Below are 17,437 nucleotides of genomic sequence, written 5' to 3' on the forward strand. Positions count from 1 at the left end.
GAGGCGCACATGCCTGGTCGACAGAGCCGTCGATCCGTGCTCGCCACGATCGCCGCACTGCCTCTGACGGGCGCGCTCAGCGCCTGTGAAGGTGGTCGCGGAGACGCACGATCGGGCGGCACGAGCAGTACCGGCAGGACCGTGAGCAGCGGGCACAACAGGAAGACACGCATCACCTTCTGGTCGGCCCTGCGGGGCAGTCAGGAGGTCGTGGACGCGTTCAACCGCGGCCACGACACCATTCGGGTCGACTTCCAGCAGATCCCCGGGGGCGCGCAGGGCGGTTACGCCAAGCTCAGCAACGCGGCACGGGCCGGCAACGCCCCGGACGTCGCCACCCTCGAATACCCCCAGGTTCCGGGCTTCGCCATCGACGGGGTCTGCCGCGACATCACGGACCTGGTCGGAGACGGGCTGCGGGCGAAGCTCCTGCCGCAGGCGCTCGAGCTGACCACCTTCGAGAAGCGGGTGTTCAGCGTCCCGCTCGACGTGGAACCGATGGTGCTGCACTACCGCACCGACCTCTTCGAGCGGTACGGGCTGACCGCCCCGCGTACCTGGGACGACTTCGAGGAGGCGGCAAGGACCGTACGCGACAGGAGCGATGACCGTCGGATGGCCCTGTTCCCGACGGACGGCGACAACCATGTCGCCGCGTTCGCGTGGCAGGCCGGGGCGAAGTGGTTCGACACCTCGGGCGGCGCGTGGAACGTCTCGCTCGCCGATGCGCCCACCCGTCGCGTGGCCGCCTACTGGCAGCGGCTGACCGACCAGGACCTGGTCTTCATGAACGCGGTGGAGAGCCGGCACAGCGATGTCCAGATCGGCAACGGCCTCGTGCTCAGCCGGTTCAGCGGCGCGTGGGACGCCGGTGCCCAGATGAAGGCCAGGCCGGGGCAGAAGGGCCGGTGGGCCATCGCGCCGTCCCCCCAGTGGGACCCGGCCGACCCCGGTGTCGGGACCCATGGCGGCTCGACCTTCGCGGTGACCAGGAACTGCGCGCACCCGGAGGCCGCGATGGAGTTCATCGAGTGGCAGGTCTCGCATCCGGACGCGCTGCGGGCCCGGCTCTCCAGCGGCGCAAGCAGTCAGTACCCCGCAGCGCCGGGCCTCGTGGACGTGGGCCGCAAGGCCTTCGACCGTGCCTACTACGGCGGGCAGGACATCTACACCCTCTTCGAGCAGGAGGCTCACAAGATCCGCCCGGGCTGGACCTGGGGCCCCCGGATGACGGCCACCGGAAGGATCATGAAGGACGGACTGGCACGGGCGAGCGGGGGCCAGGGCTCCATCCTCGGAGCGGTCCGGGCCGCGCAGGAGGGCACCATGCCGGACCTGAAGGCGCTGGGTCTCTCCACCACCCAGCGCTCCACCTGACCGGCGATCCGTATCCCTCACAGCAGCAGAGGCAGGTGACACCCATGACCAGCGCCACCCCCGTGTCCGTAACCGCGGACGCCCCCGCTCGGCCGTCGCCGGAGAGCCCGGCCGCCAACCCGACGGCGCCGACGGGCCGCAGGACCGCCCGGCGGCGTGAACTCGGCGCCTGCGGCGTCCTGATGGCCCCGTTCTTCGTCCTCCTGGTGACCGTCTTCCTGATCCCGGCCGCCACCGCCGTCCGTCTGAGCTTCTTCAGCGACGACCAGCCCGGGCTCGGCTTCGGTCCCGAGCGGACGGTCTTCGCCGGGCTCCGCAACTACACCGCCGTACTGACGGACCCGACCTTCCTCAGCAGTCTCGGCACCGTCGCCCTGTACTGCGTGGTCTACATCCCGCTGATGGTGATCGGCGCCCTCGCGCTGGCACTGCTGCTGGATTCCGGAGTGGTCCGCCTGCGGGGCACAGTCCAGCTCGCCCTGTTCCTGCCGCACGCGGTGCCGGGCATCATCGCGGCCCTGATCTGGCTGTACCTGTACACCCCCGGGATCAGCCCGGTCATCGACCTGCTCGGCAGGGCCGATCTCACCGTGGACTTCCTCGGGGTGCACATGGTGCTCCCGTCCATCGTGAACATCGCGCTGTGGAGCAACCTCGGCTACAACATGGTCGTGTTCTACGCGGCCCTCCAGGCGGTCCCCCGCGAGGTGATCGAGGCGTCGGTCGTCGACGGTGCGGGGCCCGTCCGCACGGCCCTCCAGGTCAAGGCGCCGCTGGTGCGGTCGTCGATCGTCATGGTCGCGATGTTCACTCTCATCTTCGCGCTCCAGCTCTTCACCGAGCCGATGCTGCTCAGCCAGTCGACCCCGATGATCAGCTCGCGCTTCTCACCCAGCATGTACATCTACGACGCCGCCTTCACCCGCAACAACTACGGGCTGGCGGCGGCCGCTTCCGTCATCCTGCTGCTGTGCACGATCGCCCTCTCCTTCGGCGTCACCCGCTGGACCAACCGCGCGAACGCCGCCGAGGAGGGCGCCCGATGAGTGCGTCGACCGCAACCCGCACCGCCTCGCCCCTGCGCCCCCGGCTCCTCGGGCGCTCGGTCGTCAATCTGGTGGTCCTCGTCTCGGTGCTGTACACGCTGCTGCCGGTGCTGTGGCTGGTGCTCGCCTCGGCCAAGAACAGGGACGCCCTGTTCAGCAGCAACATCCTGTCCCTGACCGACTTCTCGTTCGTCCAGAACCTGAAGGACCTCTTCGCCATGGACGGCGGTCTCTACGGCCGCTGGTACGGCAACAGCCTGCTGTACGCCGTGCTCGGCGCGGCCCTGGGCGCGTTGATCAGCGTCGCCTGCGGCTACGCCTTCGACAAGTACCGGTTCGCCCACAAGGAGAAGCTGTTCGGCCTGGTGCTGGCCGCCGTCATGGTGCCGCAGACCGTGCTCGCCCTGCCGCTCTACCTGATGGCGTCCGGCGCCGGTCTCGTCAACACCTTCTGGGCGGTGTTCATCCCCGTCCTGTTCAATCCGTTCGGTGTCTATCTCGGCCGGATCTTCAGCCAGGGGTACGTGCCCGACGAGGTCCTGGAGGCCGCACGGATGGACGGCGCGGGTGAACTGGCCGCCTACTTCCGGGTGGCGCTGCGCATGCTGGGGCCCGGGCTGGTCACCGTGTTCCTCTTCCAGCTCACTGCCATCTGGAACAACTTCTTCCTGCCCATGGTGATGCTCTCGGACCAGGATCTGTATCCGGTCAGTCTTGGCCTGTACACGTGGAACAGCGCCGCGTCCGTATCGCCCGAGTACTTTCCCGTCGTCATCATGGGCTCGCTGCTCGCGGTGCTGCCCCTGATCCTCGCCTTCGCCCTGCTCCAGCGTTTCTGGCGGTCCGGGCTGACGGCGGGATCCGTCAAGTAGCCGCGCCGCCCCACCCGGACCACCGCGGCCCGGACCACCGCACAGGAGAAACATGCCCAGCACTTCCCCCGCACACCGCAGGCCGCGCGCCGCGCTCGCCATGGGAGCGGACGCCGCAGCCGCGGTGCTCTCCCCCGGCTCCTTGGCGGCGCTGGCCGAGGTCTGTGACCTCACGCCGCTGCCCGCGATCGACGACTTCACGGCCGAGGAGGCGCGGGCCGTACTCACGGACACGGAGGTCCTGATCACCGGCTGGGGCTGCCCGCCGATCGACGCGGGTGTCCTGGCCGCCGCACCCGCGCTGCGGGCCGTCGTCCACACGGCGGGCTCGGTACGCGGCCATGTCACCGACGCCTGCTGGGACAGGGGCATCGAGGTGTCGTCGGCCGCTGCGGCCAACGCGCTGCCGGTCGCCGAGTACACCGTCGCGATGATCCTGCTGTCCGGCAAGCAAGTCCTGGAGCGCGCCCGGGACTTCAGGGCCGGCCGTGTGCGCGACGCCTGGCTCACCACTCCGCACCATGTGGGCAACTACGGCCGCACGGTGGGCATTCTGTCCGCCTCCCTGATCGGCCGGCGGGTGATCGAGCTGCTCCGGCCGTACGACCTGGGAGTGCTCCTCCACGACCCCTACGTCTCCGACGAGGAGGCCGCCGGGCTCGGCGTCCGCCCCGTCACCCTGGCCGGCCTGTTCGCGGGCAGCGACGTCGTCAGTGTCCACACCCCGCTGCTGCCGCGGACCACGGGTCTTGTCAGCCGCGAGCTCCTGGACTCGATGCGGCCCGACGCCGTGCTGATCAACACCTCCCGGGGCGCCGTCGTCGATCAGGACGCCCTGACCGACGTCCTGCGGGCGGACCGGATCCGTGCGGTGCTCGACGTCACCGATCCTGACCCGCTGCCGGCCGGCCATCCGCTGTGGGACTGCGACAACGCGACCATCACTCCTCATCTCGCGGGTTCCCAGGGCAACGAGCTGCGCCGACTGGCCGATCTGGCCGTCGGCGAGGTCGCCCGCTGGGCCGCGGGTGACGGCTTCGCCCATCCCGTACGACGCGAAAGGCTGGCATTCCTCGCATGACGTCTCCTTCTCCTTTCCGGCTTCCCGCCGACGACCGCACGCGGAGTCCGTACACCGGCTTCACCAGGGCCCACTGGGAGGCGGCGGCGGACGGACTGCTGGACGCCGCATGGAAGTGGGCCACCCCCGGCCGTGCCCTGCTCGACCTGCCGGGCCGCCCCTCCCGCTCGGGGGTCAGGTCCGACGGCCTGGAGGGCTACGCCCGTACGTTCCTCACCGCCGCGTTCCGGGTCGCCGGCGCCGAGGGCAAGGATCCTCACAACTGGCTGGAGCGGTACGCCGACGGGCTCACCGCCGGGACCCGCTCGCCCGGGCGGGACGACGCAGAGTCCTGGCCGCTGATCCTGGATCACACCGTCTTCGGCCAGCCGATGGTGGAGTCGGCCTCGGTGGCGATCGGGCTGCGGCTGACCCGCCCCTGGCTGTGGGACCGGCTGGACGGCGCCACGCAGGACCGCGCGGAGGAGTGGCTGCGCGGCGCCCTGCGGCACACCCCCGCGCCCAACAACTGGTATCTCTTCCCCTTCTCCGTCGCCGGATTCCTGGAGTCGGTCGGCCGGGGCGACGCGGAGACGGCCCGGGCCCGGCAGCGGGCGCTCGACCTGCTGGAGGGCTGGTACCGCGGTGAGGGCTGGTACGCCGACGGGGACGGGCGCGCCTTCGACCACTACAACGGCTGGGCGCTGCACCTGTATCCGGTGCTCGACGCGTATCTGTCGGGCGACGGGGAGCTGTCCGCGCTCCACGGCGCGCGGCTGAGCGAGCACCTGGAGAGCTTCTCGCTGATGTTCGGCGCGGACGGCGCTCCGCTGCACTTCGGCAGGTCCCTCACCTATCGGTTCGCGGCGGGCGCCGCCGTCGGGATGGGCGCGGTGTCCGGGCACACCCCGCTGGCTCCTGGCGTCTCGCGCCGGCTGATCAGCGGCTCGCTGCGGTACTTCCTGGAGCGCGGTTCGGCCGGGGACGACGGTCTGCTGAGTCTGGGCTGGCACGGTCCGCACGACGCGACGCTCCAGGAGTACTCCGGTCCTTCGTCGCCCTACTGGGCGTCGAAGGCCTTCGTCGCCCTGCTCGCCCCGGCGGAGCACCCGCTCTGGACTGCGGACGAGGAACCCGCTCCGAGCGAGGGCCAGGACCGGGTGCTTTCGCTGCCGTCGCCGGGACTGCTGGTGCAGTCGACGCGGGCGGACGGCGTCGTACGGCTGCACAACCACGGCAGCGACCACATCAGGCCGCACGAGGGTGAGACCGCGGATCTGTCCGACCCGCTCTACGCACGCCTGGCGTATTCGACAGCCACTGGCCCCACCGCGTCGGCGAACACCCCGGACAACCATCTGTCGGTACGGGTCGCGGGCTCCCGCAGCAGCCGGGTCCGGATCCACCCGCTGGGCGCCGGACACGGGGACGGCTGGGGATGGGCCGCGTCCTGGCACACACCGGTCTTCGACCGGGGTGCGCCGACGGTGCCGGGGCTGCGGGTGGAGAGCGTCACGGTCGTCCGGGGCAGGTACGAGCTACGGGTGCACCGGATCCTGGGCGCGCCCGCCGGGGCGCGGGCCGAGCTGACGGGCTGGGCGACGGACCCCGGGGGCCCGGTGCGTTCCGCGCTGCACGGGCTGCACGGCTGGCCGGACCAGGAGGACGTACGGGCCCCGCAGGGCACGGCGTTCACCCGGTGGGCGGTTGTGCCCCGGCTGGGCGCCGACGTGGAAGGGACCGAGGTGCTGGTGGCGCTGGCCTCGCTCACCGCCGATGCGGACTCCGGGCCGCTCGACGCCGCGGTGAGCGCGGTGGATGTGAACGCGGAGCGTGTCGCGGTGCGCTGGGCCGAGGACGGTGCGACGACCCTTGTCGGCTTCGCGCCGCTGGAGGTCACTCACGCGTCCTGATCCCCGCCCTGTCCGGCCGGCGCGGGGATCAGCTCCCGTCCTCGATGTCGAGGTGCGCCTCCGGTTCGGACGCGAACGGCGTCCTGGCGCGGCGCGAGTCGGAGACGGACCGGCGCCGGAAGATCGTGAGCACCTGCGAGGCGCACCGGGACGCCGTACGAACGCGGCCTCGCCGACGACTGAAGGCCGGGATCAGGCGTCGGTACGGATCACCACGGCGAGGGTCCGGGGGCCGTGGACGCCTTCCACCCGCTCCAGTTCGATGTCGGACGTGGCCGAAGGCCCGCTGATCAACGTCGTCGGCCTCTCCGGCACCAGCCGTGCGACGGCCTCCGGGACGCCCGCCGCGACCGAGGACAGGTCGACGACACACACATGCAGGTCGGGGACGAGGGACAGCGCGCGCCTGCCCTGGTCGGGCGATCCGTCCAGGAAGATCGTGCCGGTCTCCGCGCAACTGACGGCGGAGGCCGTCACCACACCGTCCAGCGCGTCGAGGCCGGGTGCGGGGATGTCCGCGGAGTCCCGCTGGACCTCGCCGTCGTAGGCGGTGAGCCACTGCTCGTCCAGACCGTCCGGAACCCCGATCCGCCGGGCGCCGCGCTCCCGCAGGATCCCGGCGACCACCTCGGCCGTGCGGTCCCGGGTGCAGGTCTTGACCTCGGCCTTGTAGTCGACGAGCCGGTCGGTCAGGAGCGTGAGGAGTTCATCGTCCGGAAGGGTACGGCCCGTGCGGTAGTCGCGGGGGATCTCGCCGCCGGGGGTGGGCGCGAGGGCCAGGGCGTCCCTGATCCTGCCCAGCACCGTGTCGCGTGCGGTGGTCGTCACTGCTCCTCCTCCTGCTGGTCGTCGGCGCGCCGGGCAGCGCCCTGCGTCGAGGCTTCGCGCATGGTGGACCGGCCCTCGTCCGAGGCCAGCCAGGAGCGGAAGGACTGCTTGGGCGGGGCGGCGGTGTCGCGGCTGTCGCTCCAGCCGTCGAACGGTGCGGGCAGATGCGAGATGGTGCGGTCGCGTCCACCGACACCGACGGAGCGGCTGAGGGATGCGGCCTTCTGCGCGGCTGTGTAGATCCTGGGCGACTTCATCACGGTGGCGGCGGCCTTCATGGCGAGCTTCTCCGCCGTGGTTCCGGACTGTTCGGTGTGCTGGTGTCGGAGTTCGACGAGCATCGAGGGGATGTCGATCTTCACGGGGCAGGCGTCGAAGCAGGCGCCGCAGAGGCTGGAGGCGTAGGGCAGCGAGCTGTTGGGGTCGCCCTTGGCCGCGTCCATCCCGGCGAGCTGCGGGGTGAGCACCGCGCCGATCGGCCCGGGGTACGTCGATCCGTACGCGTGCCCGCCGGCCCGTTCGTACACGGGGCAGACGTTGAGACAGGCCGAGCAGCGGATGCAGTTCAGCGCCTCGCGGCCGATCGTGTCGGCGAGCGCGGCGGTGCGGCCGTTGTCGAGGAGGACCAGATGGAAGTCCTGCGGCCCGTCGCCCGGAGTCACACCGGTCCACATCGAGGTGTACGGGTTCATCCGCTCGCCGGTCGATGAGCGGGGCAGCAACTGGAGGAAGACCTCCAGGTCCTGATAGCGCGGCAGGACCTTCTCGATGCCCATCACGGTGATGAGGGTGTCGGGCAGCGTCAGGCACATCCGGCCGTTGCCCTCCGACTCGACCACGGTGAGGGTGCCGGTCTCCGCGATGCCGAAGTTGGCTCCCGAGACCGCCACCTTGGTGGTCATGAACTTCTCGCGCAGATAGGCACGGGCCGCGGCGGCCAGGTGCGCGGGCACGTTGTCGAGGTCCGGGTCGATGTCGGGGATCTCGTCGAGGAAGATCTGCCGGATCTCGTCGCGGTTGCGGTGGATCGCGGGCACGAGGATGTGCGAGGGCTTGTCGTCGGCCAACTGCACGATGAGCTCGGCCAGGTCGGTCTCGTGCGGGGTGATGCCTTCCGCTTCGAGATGTTCGTTGAGGCCGATCTCCTGCGTGGCCATCGACTTGACCTTGATGACGTCACTGCTGCCGGTGGCCTTGATCAGCCGGGTGACGATCTCGTTGGCCTCGACGCCGTCGCGCGCCCAGTGGACGGTGCCGCCGCGCTCGGTGACCTTCTCCTCGAGCTGTTCCAGCAGCTCGGGCAGGTGGTTCATGGTGTCGGTCTTGATGGCGGAACCTGCGTCCCGCAGCGGTTCCCAGTCAGGGAGTTCGCCGGTGACGTCGATGCGCTTGGCACGGATGGTGCGGGTGGCCCGCCCGAGGTTGCGGCGCAGTTGCTCGTTGCGCAGCTCGTCGTGGGCGGCCTCGGGGAACTTGCGCTCCCCCCGCAGGTTCCCGGTTCCGTACGGGGAACGGGGCGGGGCGGCGGGCATGCCGAGGAACGTGCTCATCGGGCGGCCTCCATCAGGGCGTACGGCGCGGTGCGGGTGGATCCGAGGATCTGGGCGAGATGCAGGGTGCGCGTACCGGACTTGATCCGGGAGAGCCCGCCGCCGATGTGCATCAGACAGGAGGAGTCACCGGCGGAGCACACATCGGCCCCGGTGTCCGAGATGTTACGCATCTTGTCCTGGAGCATCGCGGTGGAGGTCTCGGCGTTCTTCACGGCGAAGGTACCGCCGAAGCCGCAGCAGGAGTCCGCCTCGGGCAGTTCCACGAGGTCGATCCCCTCGACGGCGCGCAGCAGCCGCAGCGGCTTGTCACCGACGCGCAGCATCCGCAGGGAGTGGCAGGTGGGGTGGTAGGTGACACGGTGCGGGAAGTACGCGCCGACCTGGGTGACACCGAGGACGTCGACCAGCAGCTCGGAGAGCTCGTACGTCTTGGCCTTGACGGTGGCGACCCCGGCGCGCAGCGCGGCGTCGCCGTACCGCTCGGCGACGATCTCGTGCTGATGGCGGACCGATCCCGCACAGGACCCTGACGGCATGACGACGGCGTCGATCGAGGCGTCGCCGAACTGCTCGGCGAAGTTCCGCACCAGCGGAACGGGTTCGCGCTGGTAGCCGGTGTTGACGTGCATCTGGCCGCAGCAGGTCTGGTCCGGCGGGAAGACCACGTCGTGGCCCAGGCGGGCCAGCAGCACCGCGGTGGATTTCACCGCCTCCGGGAAGAGCGTGTCTCCCAGACAGGTGGCGAAGAGTCCGATACGCATGGGGCCTCCCCGGTTGCTTATGGTCCGACCATACTAGCCTCGGTCCGATCGGGGAAGTCGCGGGACGCGCCCGGCGGCAGCAAGCGGAAGCGGGAGCGGGGACGGTGCGTGTGCACCGTCCCCGCTCCCGCTTCCGTTCTGCCTCTGTCCCGCTACGGGGTGTCGCCGTTCTCCTCGACCAGCGTGCCGTGCAGCCCCCTGATGTGTTCCTCGACCAGGTCCGCCGCCTCGCCGCCCCGCCCCTCACGCACGAGGTACAGCAGCCGTGCGTGCTGCGCGTTGAGGGCGCCCGCCGTCGCCGGCCAGTCCTCGGTCCGCTCGAGGGCCCGGAGGATCAGCGGGCGGACGGACTCCCGCACGGCCGAGGTGAGTGTGGAGGTGAGCGCGTTGCCCGAGCTTCCGGCGATCAGCACGTGGAAGCGGGTGTCGAGGTCGTTGAACTCGGCGACCCCCACATCGGGCTCCCCCATCCGCCGGACGAGCTCCCCCGCGGCGTCGAGGTCCTCGTCCCCGGCGTGCCGGGCCGCGGCCTCCCAGCTCGACCGCTCCAGCACGACACGCGCTTCCAGCACGTCGTGCAGGCTGTAGCTGCCGAGCGCGAAGTGCAGGCGCAGCAGCCTGCCGAGCGCGTCGTCCGGGTTGCGCACGATGCGCGCTCCGGAGTCCGGGCCGCGGCCGGGCTGGGCGACCAGGACGCCGATGGTCTCCAGCACCCGGAGCGCCTCCCGCAGAGCGGACCGGCTGACGCCGAGCACGGGCGCCAGCTCCCGCTCGGGCGGCAGCCGGTCGCCCGCCCTCAGCTCTCCGGCGAAGACCCGTTCCTCGATGCTCTGGAGCACCAGCTCATGGGTGCGGGACTGCCGTACGGGTTGCCACTCGACGGGCATCCGCTACTCCCTGCTCCGGGCGATACTCATGATCCGACTATGTCACACAGCGCGTGTGGTCGGACCAAAGCCCGGAGGTACCTCAGTGGAGACGCGGCACCCCGCCCCGCGGCCCCCTGCGCCGGGGTTCGAAGGCCCTGCGCTGGGGGTCGAGGAGCTGTGCCGCCATCCCCGCCACCACCAGGCCGGCCGCGATGAGCAGCCCGTGTCCGATGAAGATGCCGGCCACCAGGCCGATGACTCCGGCGGCGAGCCACAGCAGCGTGCGGCTGGAGCGGAAGCGGGGCGGAGCGTCCTGGCCCGGGGCGTGGCCCGGGGCGTGGCCCGGGGCGTGGCCCGGGGCGTGGCCCGGGGCGTCGGCGCGTTCGGGGTGGTCGGCGCGGAGCCCGTCCTCGAGGCCGCGCAGCCGCTCGTCGTAGTGGGGCATGGTGACTCCCTCCCGGATCGGAACCCCGTCGGGTCCGACTCCATCGTCGGTCCGGGCGGGGTCCGGGGAACATCGGGACTGACACCCATCTTCGAGGGGGTCGACCATGCAGATGCGCCGCAGACAGGCCGCAGGCAGGTCACGGCCGGGCCCACGGGGACGAGCGGGGCCGTGCGCAGCCTCCCGACCGGCGATAGTAGAGGCAGTCACCCACCCGCGTATTGTCCGAAGGAGGCCGTGCGGTCTTGTCCCTGTTCTGGCGCATCTTCCTGCTCAACGCCGCGGTGCTGGTCGCCGCCGGGGCCCTGCTGCTGCTCGGCCCGATCACGGTGTCCGCCCCTGTGGTGCTGACCGAGGCCCTCATCATGGCCGGCGGCATGACCCTGATGCTGGGTGCGAACGCCCTGCTCCTGCGCCTGGGGCTCGCCCCGCTGCAACGGGTCACCAGGGCGATGACGACCATCGACCTGCTGAGCCCACGGCCCCGCCCCGAGGTCGCGGGCGAGGGGGAGGTCGCGGCCCTGATCGAGACGTTCAACAGCATGCTCGACCGGCTGGAGGCGGAGCGCGCGACGAGCAGTGCCCGGGCCCTCAACGCCCAGGAGGCCGAACGCCGCCGGGTCGCGCAGGAGTTGCACGACGAAGTGGGCCAGACCCTGACCGCGGTGCTGCTGGAGCTGAAACGGGTCACCGGCCATGCCCCTGAGCCGCTGCGCGAGGAGCTCACCCACGTCCAGGAGATCACCCGGGGCAGCCTCGACGAGATCCGCCGGATCGCGCGGCGGCTGCGCCCCGGGGTGCTGGAGGAGCTCGGTCTTGTCAGCGCCCTGACGGCACTGACCACCGAGACGCCGACGCCGAGGGGACTGACGATCAGACGGCGGACGGAGAAGGACCTGCCCCCGCTCGGCGAGGAGGCGGAGCTCGTCGTCTACCGCATCGCCCAGGAAGCGGTCACGAACACCGTCAGGCACGCCGGAGCCACCCTGCTCGAAGTCTCCCTGCGCCGCAGCCGCGGCGGGGTGGAGCTGCGCATCCGCGACGACGGCCGAGGCCTCGGGGACGCCCCGGAGGGTGCGGGCCTGCGCGGGATGCGTGAGCGCGCCCTGCTCATCGGTGCCACACTCACTCTCGGTGCCGGTGCGACGGGCGGCACGGACGTACGCCTCGATGTGCCCGTACGGAACGGAAGCGCCTGACCATGCCTCACACCCCCACCGGCCCCGGGAAGACCCGCATCCTGCTCGCGGACGACCACGCCCTGGTCCGCCGAGGCGTGCGGCTGATCCTCGACGGCGAGCCCGACCTCCAGGTCGTCGCCGAGGCGGGCGACGGCGCCGAGGCCATCGAGATGGCGCGCGCGGAGCGGCCCGACCTGGCCGTCCTGGACATCGCCATGCCCCGCCTGACGGGCCTTCAGGCGGCTCGCGAGCTGTCCCGGGTCATGCCGGAGCTGCGCATCCTGATGCTCACCATGTACGACAACGAGCAGTACTTCTTCGAGGCGTTGAAGGCCGGCGCCTCCGGTTTCGTACTGAAGTCCGTCGCCGACCGTGATCTCGTCGAGGCGTGCCGCGCCGCCATGCGCGACGAGCCGTTTCTCTACCCGGGTGCGGTCACCGCCCTCATCCGGAACTATCTGGACCGGGCCAGGGACGGCGGCGACGTTCCGGACCGGGCGATCACCGAGCGAGAGGAGGAGATCCTCAAGCTGGTCGCCGAGGGCCACTCGTCGAAGGAGATCGCGGAGATGCTCGTGATCAGCGTCAAGACCGTCGAGCGGCACCGGGCCAACCTGCTGCAGAAACTGGGGCTGCGCGACCGCCTGGAACTCACCCGTTACGCGATCCGGGCCGGCCTGATCGAACCGTAGGGCCGCGGTCCCACACATCGATGCTGTGCGTTTCATAGGATTCTCACCCAGTTCGCTTACGGTGCTCTGGTGACCCAGACGACCCCGCCCGGCTGGCATCCAGACCCCGGGCACTCAGGAAACGGCCCCCTCCAGGAACGCTGGTGGGACGGGAGCCACTGGACCGACCAGCTCCGGATACCTCCCGCGACGGTCAGACGCCGTCGCATACGCATCGGCGCGGGTATCGCCGCCGCCGTCGTCGTGCTCGCGGCCGTCGGTGGCGGCGGCTATCTGCTGGGCGACACCACGGACGACACGCATGGCAGCGCGGCCACGGCACCCGACCCCTCGCAGAGCCCTCGTCTCCCCGGCGTCCCGGACGGCGGCGGCCAGGACAGCGGTGGCCAGGACGGCGGCGGGGGCGAGGAGCAGAACCCCGACCAGCAGTTGCCGCAGACGGAGGAGGGGTACGCCACCGACGCCGCCAGCGGGATCAGCATCCCCGTACCCGACGGCTGGACCGGCAGGTCGGGCGCGGTCGGTGCGGGCCTGACGACCGGCGAGTACACCTGCCCCGGTGACGAGTCCCAGACATGTGTGCTCGGCGGGGTGTCCTCCGCGCCCGCCCAGGCCCTGGAGATCGAGGCGACGACGGCCAAGGCCGCGGCGGCTGCCGACATCAAGGTCAACGCCGAGGAGTCGTACGGCGACAAGGTCTACGGCGGCATCACCTCGCATGAGGAGCTCAAGTCCGAGGCCGTCACGGTCGCCGGGCAGAAGGGCTATGTGGTGCGGTGGAAGGTGGTGACGAAGAACGGCGACGACGGTTACGTCGAGTCGCTCGCGTTCCCCTCCCCCAACATCAAGAGCATGCTGGTGGTCGTCCGCTCCGGCTTCGACATCAACGCCAAGGCACCGAAGCTCTCGGTCCTGGACGACATCACCAAGGGCATCAAGGAAGCGAAGGGGTCCGGCTCCGGTACCGGCGAGACCGCCTGACGCACCCGACACCGCCCGAGGCCGTACCGGAGGTTTCCGGTGCGGCCTCCGCTCGTGGGATCAGCCCTCCGCGGACGAGGAAGGGCCGGTCTCGGAAACCTCCGAAACCGGCCCTCACCTGCGACTCCTTCGAGTCGGGACGACAGGATTTGAACCTGCGACCCCTTGACCCCCAGTCAAGTGCGCTACCAAGCTGCGCTACGTCCCGCTGCCCGTCTGACCTGGGGTTTCCCCCTGGCTGAACGCGCATGAGAACAATACCGCACTTGCACCGGTGCTCACGAACCCGTTGTCCGGCGCTTGACCTCAACCACACTTGATGTTGAACGCTGAGTGCATGACGAACCACCTGACCGACACGGTTCCCCCGCCCCCGCACGGCTACGACGCGCTCGACCGGCTGATGAGCCTCATGACCGGTGACGAGAAGCACGGCCCGGCCGCGACCTCCACGCTCGACGCCCTCTGGGTGCTCTACGACCGAGTGCTGCGGATCTCGCCCGCCACCGTCCACTCCCCCGCCCGCGACCGGTTCCTGCTCTCGAAGGGGCACGGCCCCATGGCGTACTACGCCGTGCTGGCCGCACGCGGCTTCTTCGACGAGGAGCTGCTGACCGGCTTCGGTTCGTACGACTCGCCGCTCGGGCACCACCCCGACAGGATGCTGGTCCCCGGCGCCGAGATCGGCAGCGGGTCCCTGGGGCACGGACTGCCGCTCGCCGTGGGCAGCGTGCTGGGACTGCGGGCCCAGGGGCTGACGGAGCCCCGCGTATGGGTACTGACCGGCGACGCCGAGCTGGACGAGGGCAGCAACCACGAAGCCATCGCCTACGCGGGGCCGGCCGGACTCGGACAACTGCACACGGTGGTGATCGACAACGCCTCGGCGACGTACGCCAGGCCCGGCGGCATCGCGGCCAGGTTCGAAGCCGCCGGCTGGTCGGCCCTGACCGTGGACGGCCGTGACCACGAGGCGCTGTACGCCGCCTTCACCGCGCCGCACCCCGGCCGCCCGCACGCCGTGGTCGCCCGCGTGGCCCCCAAGCGCTGACCGGCCCACCGCCCGACACCCGCACCTGAACAGGACAGAGGACGCATCCATGGACACCATGCGCGACCGCTTCATCTCCACCACCACCCGCCTGCTGGACGCGGACCCACGCGTCGCCCTGGTCCTCGCGGAGATCAGCCGCGACGGTTTCGACCGGGCCGAGCAGGCCCACCCCGACCGGGTGGTCAATGTCGGGATCAGGGAACAACTGCTCATCGGGGCCGGCGCCGGGATGGCACTGACCGGGCTGCGCCCTGTGATGCACACCTTCGCGAGCTTTCTCGTGGAGCGCCCCTTCGAGCAGGTGAAGCTGGACCTGGGACACCAGGGGGTGGGCGGGGTCCTGGTCAGCGCCGGAGGCTCGTACGACTGGCCGGCCGGGGGCTTCACCCATATGTCGCCGGGCGATGTCTCGCTCCTCGACACCCTCGACGGCTGGACCGTGCACGTGCCGGGGCACCCGGACGAGGCCGAGGCCCTGCTACGGCGGGCCGTCGCGGGGGACGACCGGGTCTACGTGCGGCTCTCGCTCCAGTCGAACGGCGCGGGCCGGCCGGTCACGGGGCGCGGGTTCAGCATCGAGCGCGAGGGGACGGGCGGGGTGATCGTCGCCGTCGGGCCGATGCTCGACAACGTCCTCGCGGCGACGGAGGGGCTGGACACGACCGTGCTGTACGCGACGACCGTGCGCCCCTTCGACGCGGCGGGGCTCCGTCGCGCGGCCGGTGCGGGCGGCGCGGCGGACGTCGTGATCGTCGAGCCGTACCTGGCGGGCACGTCGACGGCCGCGGCGGGCGACGCGCTGGCCGACCTGCCGCACCGGGTCCTGGGCCTTGGGGTGGGCCGAGCGGAACTGCGCAGGTACGGGCAGATGGAGGACCACCTCGTGGCGCACGGGCTCGACGCGCGCTCGCTGCGGCAGCGGATCACCGGCTTCCTGCACCGCTGACACCCACCACCGCCTCAGCTCCCGGCCAGGAACTCGCCGTACCAGGCAAGGGTGGCGTCCAGCGAGTCGGAGAGCGGGGTGGGCGTCAGGCCGTAGGCCTTCTCGATGGCGGAGGAGTCGACCGTCTGGCCTTCGGTGTGCTGGTAGAACATCTCGGCGTACTCGGCCATGAACACCTCGTCGAAGGGCCCGAACGGACGCGGCTGGGCGACGACCGTGAGATTCAGGGGGCGGCCGACGCGCTCCTCGACCATCGCGAGTATCTGGCGCGTGGTGAGCGCGGGAGCCGTCGGAAGGTGCCAGACGCGTCCGTCGCCGTCCGGGTTCTCGCCGAGTGTGGCGAGCCCGGCAGCGACATCGCCGATGTACGAGTAGCTGTGCGGCAGATCGATGTCACCGAGGGCCGGGATCTCTCCCCCGGTGAGCGCGGCGGGAAAGACCGCGCCGCCCAGCGTGGAGTTGAGCACCCCGGGCCCGACGAAGTCGGCGGAGCGGCCCAGCACGACGCGGGCTCGCCCTTCGGCGTGTGCGGTGAGGTATCGGGTGTCCAGCTCCGCGCGCATCACACCCTTGCGGCTGGTCGCGTTCCACGGGCTGTCCTCGGTCATCACGGCGCCGTGGGTCTCGCCGTACGGGTAGAGCGTGTCGAGGACGACCAGACGGGCGCCGGACGCCTCGACCGCTGCGAGGACCGCCTCCTGGATGCGGGGCATGACCTCGACCTGGAGGTGATAGGCGACGTTGACGCAGTGGTGGACGACAGCCGCCCCTTCGACGGCCGCGCGGGCGCCTTCGGGGGTGGCCGCGTCGGCCGCGAAACGATCGACCCCATCGATCGCGGGGCCCTGCCCCTTCCGGTCGACGAGCCGGACCCGGTGGCCCCGGGTGGCGAGCTCGCGGGCGAGGGCGGTGCCGGCCGGTCCGGCGCCGAGGACTGCGTGAAGAGCGGGTGCGGTGGTCATGGTGTGCCCCTTCGTGTCGCGGAACTGAAAGTTATTTACCGTCGCGTTCGTTAGAGACTGTAACTCTCGCATCTGTGTCTCGCAACGGCTTGCGTTAGACTCCGTAACGAAAGTGAGCGCACCTAGCACGGGGTGCCCGTCCAGCGGAGGGAGAGCCCGGGATGGTCCAGGGACAGGAAGGCCCGCGTGCCCGGTACCGGGAGCAGACCCGGGCGGAGATCAAGGCCACCGCGCTGCGGCAGCTGGCCGAATCGGGGGTCGGCGCGCTCGCTCTGACACGGATCGCCAAGGAGATGGGACTCTCGGGCCCGGCGCTCTACCGGTACTTCGCCAGCCGCGACGATCTGCTGAGCGCGCTGATCAGGGAGGCCTACGACGACGCGGCCACGGCGGTCGCCGACGCGGCGGCCGGGGCCGAGGCGGCGGGCCAGAGCCCGCGCGTACGGCTGCACACACTGGGCGGGGCCTATCGGGCCTGGGCGGTGGCGGAGCCCCACCGCTATCTGCTGATCCAGGGCGCCCCCGTACCGGGCTATGTGGCCCCCGCCGACACACTGGACCGCGCCCGCGCGGTGCTCGGCCCGTTCCTGCCGCTCTTCGCGGGCGGTTCACCAGGGGCGGGCCTGGCCACACTCGTGGCCGAGATGGAGGCCTGGCTCGCGTCCGACGCACCGGTGGGCGCGTGGGTCGCCGGGTACGCACCGGACACGGCGCTCGACACACGGCGTGCCGCACACGGGCTGGCGGGCGCCGTGCTCGTATGGGCGCAGCTGCACGGCTCGGTGGGACTCGAGGCGGTGGGACAGTTCGACGGGACCGGACACCGCGGCGACACCCTGCTCACCACACAACTGGGCCTGCTGGCAGACGCGTTCGCCCTGGACTGAGCGCGCGGCG

General features: G+C 71.2%; 17 protein-coding genes and 1 tRNA gene. 11 read left to right on the forward strand and 7 right to left on the reverse strand.

The features are described 5' to 3' along the window. Positions 1–9 precede the first annotated feature (9 nt). The 5 genes from AB0C75_RS32160 to AB0C75_RS32180 are packed head-to-tail and all read left to right on the forward strand — an operon-like array spanning position 10 to position 6,268. Positions 10–1,377: an extracellular solute-binding protein gene (locus AB0C75_RS32160; protein ID WP_362895445.1), complete on the forward strand. Its 1,368-nt coding sequence runs from the start codon at positions 10–12 to the stop codon at positions 1,375–1,377. 44 nt (positions 1,378–1,421) lie between these two features. Next, entirely contained in the window at positions 1,422–2,423 is a 1,002-nt protein-coding gene (locus AB0C75_RS32165; protein ID WP_362895447.1) for a sugar ABC transporter permease, read from the forward strand. Continuing rightward, positions 2,420–3,295, forward strand: a complete 876-nt coding sequence (locus AB0C75_RS32170; protein WP_362895448.1) for a carbohydrate ABC transporter permease — start codon at positions 2,420–2,422, stop codon at positions 3,293–3,295. The genes AB0C75_RS32165 and AB0C75_RS32170 overlap by 4 nt, the downstream gene beginning before the upstream one ends. A gap of 52 nt (positions 3,296–3,347) precedes the next feature. Further along, positions 3,348–4,376 carry a hydroxyacid dehydrogenase gene (locus AB0C75_RS32175; protein ID WP_362895450.1) on the forward strand — a complete coding sequence of 343 codons (1,029 nt, stop codon included), beginning with the start codon at positions 3,348–3,350 and terminating at the stop codon, positions 4,374–4,376. After that, the gene (locus AB0C75_RS32180) at positions 4,373–6,268 is read left to right on the forward strand and encodes a DUF2264 domain-containing protein (RefSeq protein WP_362895452.1); all 1,896 of its coding nucleotides are present in this window, start codon (positions 4,373–4,375) and stop codon (positions 6,266–6,268) included. The genes AB0C75_RS32175 and AB0C75_RS32180 overlap by 4 nt, the downstream gene beginning before the upstream one ends. Before the next feature lie 192 nt (positions 6,269–6,460). Here AB0C75_RS32180 and AB0C75_RS32185 read toward each other — a convergent pair whose 3' ends face one another. From AB0C75_RS32185 to AB0C75_RS32205, 5 genes are all read right to left on the reverse strand, one after another. Beyond that, complete coding sequence (locus AB0C75_RS32185; protein WP_362895454.1) at positions 6,461–7,096, reverse strand: LUD domain-containing protein; 636 nt, start codon at positions 7,094–7,096, stop codon at positions 6,461–6,463. Beyond that, positions 7,093–8,646, reverse strand: a complete 1,554-nt coding sequence (locus AB0C75_RS32190; protein ID WP_362895456.1) for a lactate utilization protein B — start codon at positions 8,644–8,646, stop codon at positions 7,093–7,095. The genes AB0C75_RS32185 and AB0C75_RS32190 overlap by 4 nt, the downstream gene beginning before the upstream one ends. Then, the gene (locus tag AB0C75_RS32195; protein WP_362895458.1) at positions 8,643–9,410 is read right to left on the reverse strand and encodes a (Fe-S)-binding protein; all 768 of its coding nucleotides are present in this window, start codon (positions 9,408–9,410) and stop codon (positions 8,643–8,645) included. The genes AB0C75_RS32190 and AB0C75_RS32195 overlap by 4 nt, the downstream gene beginning before the upstream one ends. 152 nt (positions 9,411–9,562) lie before the next feature. Further along, a complete protein-coding gene (locus AB0C75_RS32200) occupies positions 9,563–10,297 on the reverse strand; it encodes an FCD domain-containing protein (RefSeq protein WP_362895460.1) in 735 nt (244 codons plus the stop codon). Positions 10,298–10,379: 82 nt separating this feature from the next. Next, positions 10,380–10,724 (reverse strand): hypothetical protein, encoded by a 345-nt coding sequence (locus AB0C75_RS32205; RefSeq protein WP_362895461.1) that lies wholly within the window; start codon positions 10,722–10,724, stop codon positions 10,380–10,382. A gap of 245 nt (positions 10,725–10,969) precedes the next feature. On the opposite strand from AB0C75_RS32205, the gene AB0C75_RS32210 reads away from it, so the two are divergent. The 3 genes from AB0C75_RS32210 to AB0C75_RS32220 all read left to right on the forward strand — a co-directional run bounded on the left by AB0C75_RS32210 (position 10,970) and on the right by AB0C75_RS32220 (position 13,578). Continuing rightward, a complete protein-coding gene (locus tag AB0C75_RS32210; RefSeq protein WP_362895463.1) occupies positions 10,970–11,923 on the forward strand; it encodes a HAMP domain-containing sensor histidine kinase in 954 nt (317 codons plus the stop codon). Between the two features lie 2 nt (positions 11,924–11,925). Further along, complete coding sequence (locus tag AB0C75_RS32215; protein WP_362895465.1) at positions 11,926–12,597, forward strand: response regulator transcription factor; 672 nt, start codon at positions 11,926–11,928, stop codon at positions 12,595–12,597. 69 nt (positions 12,598–12,666) lie between these two features. After that, entirely contained in the window at positions 12,667–13,578 is a 912-nt protein-coding gene (locus AB0C75_RS32220) for a DUF2510 domain-containing protein (RefSeq protein WP_362895467.1), read from the forward strand. 134 nt (positions 13,579–13,712) lie between these two features. Here the strand turns inward: AB0C75_RS32220 and AB0C75_RS32225 are convergent. Then, a tRNA-Pro gene (locus AB0C75_RS32225) sits at positions 13,713–13,786 on the reverse strand. A gap of 129 nt (positions 13,787–13,915) precedes the next feature. On the opposite strand from AB0C75_RS32225, the gene AB0C75_RS32230 reads away from it, so the two are divergent. Next, on the forward strand, positions 13,916–14,629 hold the full coding sequence (locus tag AB0C75_RS32230; RefSeq protein ID WP_362895469.1) for a transketolase: 714 nt from the start codon (positions 13,916–13,918) through the stop codon (positions 14,627–14,629). A 49-nt stretch (positions 14,630–14,678) separates the two neighbouring features. Then, a complete protein-coding gene (locus AB0C75_RS32235) occupies positions 14,679–15,578 on the forward strand; it encodes a transketolase (RefSeq protein ID WP_362895470.1) in 900 nt (299 codons plus the stop codon). Between the two features lie 14 nt (positions 15,579–15,592). On the opposite strand, the gene AB0C75_RS32240 is transcribed toward AB0C75_RS32235, so the two are convergent. After that, positions 15,593–16,540, reverse strand: a complete 948-nt coding sequence (locus AB0C75_RS32240; protein ID WP_362895472.1) for an NAD-dependent epimerase/dehydratase family protein — start codon at positions 16,538–16,540, stop codon at positions 15,593–15,595. Positions 16,541–16,701: 161 nt separating this feature from the next. On the opposite strand from AB0C75_RS32240, the gene AB0C75_RS32245 reads away from it, so the two are divergent. Beyond that, the gene (locus tag AB0C75_RS32245; protein ID WP_362895474.1) at positions 16,702–17,427 is read left to right on the forward strand and encodes a TetR/AcrR family transcriptional regulator; all 726 of its coding nucleotides are present in this window, start codon (positions 16,702–16,704) and stop codon (positions 17,425–17,427) included. The last annotated feature ends 10 nt before the right edge of the window (positions 17,428–17,437 follow it).

The organism is Streptomyces sp. NPDC048565 (assembly GCF_040650935.1).
In the GTDB taxonomy this organism is placed as follows: domain Bacteria; phylum Actinomycetota; class Actinomycetes; order Streptomycetales; family Streptomycetaceae; genus Streptomyces.